Source organism: Paenibacillus sp. OT2-17, from assembly GCF_009827695.1.
Lineage (GTDB): Bacteria > Bacillota > Bacilli > Paenibacillales > Paenibacillaceae > Paenibacillus > Paenibacillus polymyxa_B.
Genome location: NZ_WUDQ01000397.1, coordinates 1 through 3,469, shown reverse-complemented (window position 1 = coordinate 3,469; position 3,469 = coordinate 1). Strand labels below are relative to the sequence as shown.

At 43.5% G+C, this 3,469-nt stretch carries 5 protein-coding genes; 2 read left to right on the top strand and 3 right to left on the bottom strand.

What is annotated here, in order from left to right:
* From GRP75_RS21905 to GRP75_RS21895, 3 genes are all read right to left on the bottom strand, one after another.
* Positions 1–1,005, bottom strand: a 1,005-nt coding sequence (locus tag GRP75_RS21905; RefSeq protein WP_160790350.1) for a M3 family metallopeptidase, incomplete at its 3' end; no start/stop codon positions are given.
* Positions 1,006–1,204: 199 nt separating this feature from the next.
* A complete protein-coding gene (locus tag GRP75_RS29955; RefSeq protein WP_025715827.1) occupies positions 1,205–1,393 on the bottom strand; it encodes a hypothetical protein in 189 nt (62 codons plus the stop codon).
* A gap of 7 nt (positions 1,394–1,400) precedes the next feature.
* Positions 1,401–1,634 carry a hypothetical protein gene (locus tag GRP75_RS21895; RefSeq protein WP_013309704.1) on the bottom strand — a complete coding sequence of 78 codons (234 nt, stop codon included), beginning with the start codon at positions 1,632–1,634 and terminating at the stop codon, positions 1,401–1,403.
* A 173-nt stretch (positions 1,635–1,807) separates the two neighbouring features.
* Between GRP75_RS21895 and GRP75_RS21890 the strand changes: the two genes are divergently transcribed.
* Both GRP75_RS21890 and GRP75_RS21885 read left to right on the top strand, forming a co-directional pair.
* A complete protein-coding gene (locus tag GRP75_RS21890) occupies positions 1,808–2,005 on the top strand; it encodes a cold shock domain-containing protein (RefSeq protein ID WP_013309706.1) in 198 nt (65 codons plus the stop codon).
* A 208-nt stretch (positions 2,006–2,213) separates the two neighbouring features.
* Positions 2,214–3,469, top strand: a 1,256-nt coding sequence (locus tag GRP75_RS21885; RefSeq protein ID WP_160790349.1) for an MATE family efflux transporter, incomplete at its 3' end; no start/stop codon positions are given.

Below are 3,469 nucleotides of genomic sequence, written 5' to 3'. Positions count from 1 at the left end.
CAGATAGTCCTCGCCAAGTGGCTTAAGGCCTTCCTTTGTTTGCTTTTTGGCGTCTTCATACGTAATGTCCATCTTGTATTCGTCCACAAGTGGAGCGAACAAATCATACATATGGAGCTCGTCCACACCTAACAACTTTTTACGCAGCTTGATGTAACGATGGAGCAGGGGCAAGCTTTCATGAATGGTATCAATGAGATTCGTATATACTTCCTTCGGAATATTGTCACCGTACAGTGACATTTCCAGTACAGAAGGGTATTTGCGAACACGAGAATAAAAAATATTTTTGTTTACATTGGCACTTAGTGTAGAAGCAATTGTATTTTTATTTTTGGCATATGTGTCATATACCGCTTTAAAAGCACGTTCGCGTACTTCGCGGTGCGGACTTTCGAGGAATTGAATGTAGCTGCCATGAGTCAGCTCAACCTCTTTGCCGTTCTCATCCTTAATTTTTGGAAACTTCAGATCAGCATTGTTGAGCATGCCAAAAATCGTTTGCGGGGCTTGAGCCAGATTGCCAACCTGAGCGAGCAGTGCTTCTTCTGTCTTGCCCAAAATATGTGCTTTTTCCCGCTTCATTTCTTGAAGTGTAAACCGATAATCTGCAAGCTTCGGATCTTCAATGAAGGCATCAAGCTGTTGATCCGGCAGTGCCAAAATTTCAGGCGTCACAAAAGAAAGAGACTCGCTAACCTCAACGCCTAATTTTTTGGCTTTTTGCGAAAGACCCTGGTATGTAGGTTCAGCTGTATCCTCATCATGATGCAGATGTGCGTACACATATACACGCTCGGTTTTAAGCGACAATTCATCTTCCAATTTAAAGCAGCTGCCAATCGACTCTGCTGAATTGAGCTTGCCTTGGAAATGTTCAGCCTTTTTGGCTAGTTGTTTGACTTCTTCGTATTCTTGATCCCATGCTTTGCGGTTGGGAAACAAATCTTCCAGTTTCCATGTATTTTCCACTGGCGCATCAGCGCGTTTTACAATTTCACTCATGGAGAGCCTCCTCTGATCGAACGTAATGTGGGGTAGGGCTGCGGCAGTAAGGGACGGATGCCAAAACGAAGAAACCGCCACGCTTACCGTAAGCAGCAGGGCAAGAGGTTTTACAGGATGCATGTAACGGCAGATCCTCCTTATACCATGGCTTGTTATGCCATAGTATGACCTCTTACGCCCGAAAGTATAATTTTCCTTACTGTGGGTTGGAACCTATATTTAATAAGCTGTATACAATAAGATAAAAGGCAAGGCAAACCATGATTACAGCAGTGAGGGCCATCCACTTTTTGAGAGGAGTCGGTATCGTATCACGCTTCATGATCAGCACTCCGCCCAGCGTGAAGGCCAGAATAATGAAGATGAGATAGCTGTTGGACACCATGAATAGGCTAGACCTGTTTGAAAGCGTTCATGATCCGCTGCCACTCTTCCTCATTATCTTGAAAGGACTGCTTGGGAAACCGATTTTGAGCCCAATGCATCAGCGCCGGACGGCTTAAAAACGTGTGGGCTTCCTCGCCCCAATCATCGGATATTTCCCGTAGAACGATGTAACGGCCCTGCACCTCGACAGTCATCATGTTCCAATTGTCTTTTTTGTATATTTCGTGTTTTTTCATCATATGCATGTCTCCGATTTTATAGATGTTTTGGTTCATGATACCGCAGTTTCCGCCGCAAAAGCAAATCATTCCAGCCCGAAAAACCAGGAAAAACATCAATTGCATTGTGAAAAAGCATGAAGTATAATATGGATATTCGCCATAGATGGCGGTATTTTTAGGAGGTTGTTCACTTGAAAGGTACAGTTAAATGGTTTAACGCAGAAAAAGGTTATGGCTTCATTCAAATGGATGGTGGCGAGGACGTATTCGTACATTTCTCCGCAATCCAAGGCGACGGCTTTAAAACTTTGGAAGAAGGTCAAGCGGTTGAATTCGAAATTACTGAAGGTAACCGTGGACCCCAAGCAGCTAACGTAATCAAACTGTAAGTGTAACTGAATTGTAAGAATGGTTCCGTTTCTACGGATGTCTTATATATTACGGTTAAACTATGAATTGAGAGCGCAGTTCCTTACATTTAAGGGACTGCGCTTTTTTGCGTAAATACGTTTATGATATGAGAAGATTGAGCAGGAATAGGGTATTATACGTAATAAAACTAAGCAGAAGACATCTTAAATTGAAGGAGTTGAGAAAATGAGTGCAGCAGAGGCTAGTCGTAAGCCTTCCCTGATTGAAGGTCCTATTGCCAAAACGCTGTTTATGTTCTCTTTGCCGATGCTGTTCGGAAACATTCTGCAATCCCTGAATGGAACGATCAACTCGATCTGGGTTGGAAAGTTTCTGGGAGAAGCCGCATTGACTGCCGCTTCCAATGGAAATATTATAATGTTTTTTCTTATCAGTTCGATTTTTGGCGTCACCATGGCTGCCACTATTATGATCGGACAAAATATCGGAGCAGGAGACGTAGCTGAAACCAAGCGTGTAGTAGGTACAAGTGCAGTCTTTTTTCTGGTGCTCGCTTTTGCTATAGGTATTATCGGATTTTTGAGTGCGCCTTGGATTCTTCATGTACTCAATACACCTGCCGAATCGGTGAATATGGCGATCACGTATACACGTATTATTTTCGCAGGCATGCCCTTTTTGTACGGCTATAACTACATAATGACTGTAATGAGAGGGGCTGGAGATTCCAAAACACCATTTTATTTTCTAATCGTTTCCGTCGTACTGGATGTACTACTCAACCCGCTGTTAATATTCGGATGGGGACCGATTCCTGCTATGGGCATTGGAGGTTCCGCTACTGCTACCCTGATCGCTCAAGGGATCAGCTTTGTGTTGATCCTCATTTACCTATATCGAGTAAAATATTTTTTGCGCATTGCTTCTTCAGAGCTTCATTTACTCAGATTTGATTGGAAGATTATTTGGACCCTAATCCGTAAGGGAGTGCCGATGGGGTTGCAAATGATTGCTGTCTCCACCAGCGCGATTGCTTTAATGAATCTGATTAATGGCTACGGAACAGTGGCAGCAGCAGCTTATACAGCAGCCAATAATTTGTCCAGCTATGTGCAGATGCCGGCAATGGCGTTAGGTGCAGCCGTATCTTCCTTTGCCGCTCAAAATATCGGAGCCGGACGTTGGGATCGAGTGCGCATGACAACCTGGATTGGGATTGTGTATAATTTTGTGTTGACTGGTGGAGCTGTGGTATTAATTTACGTGTTTAACCGTCAGGCCTTGCTCATGTTCCTTCCTTCTACGGGGGGTGCATTGGAATTGGGTATGCGGATTAATCTGATCACTTTGTGGTCTTTTGTTATATTCGGTGTTACCAATGTCATTACAGGTGTTGTTCGATCAACGGGTTCCGTAATGATACCGCTTTTAATTACCATTATTTCATTATGGGGCATTCGTATACCTTTGGCCTATGCATT

What these genes read in the sequence shown, in the direction of transcription:
- GRP75_RS29955 (WP_025715827.1), bottom strand. Translation starts at nt 1,393, where the DNA reads ATGGTGTCCAACAGCTATCTCATCTTCATTATTCTGGCCTTCACGCTG.
- GRP75_RS21895 (WP_013309704.1), bottom strand. Translation starts at nt 1,634, where the DNA reads ATGATGAAAAAACACGAAATATACAAAAAAGACAATTGGAACATGATG.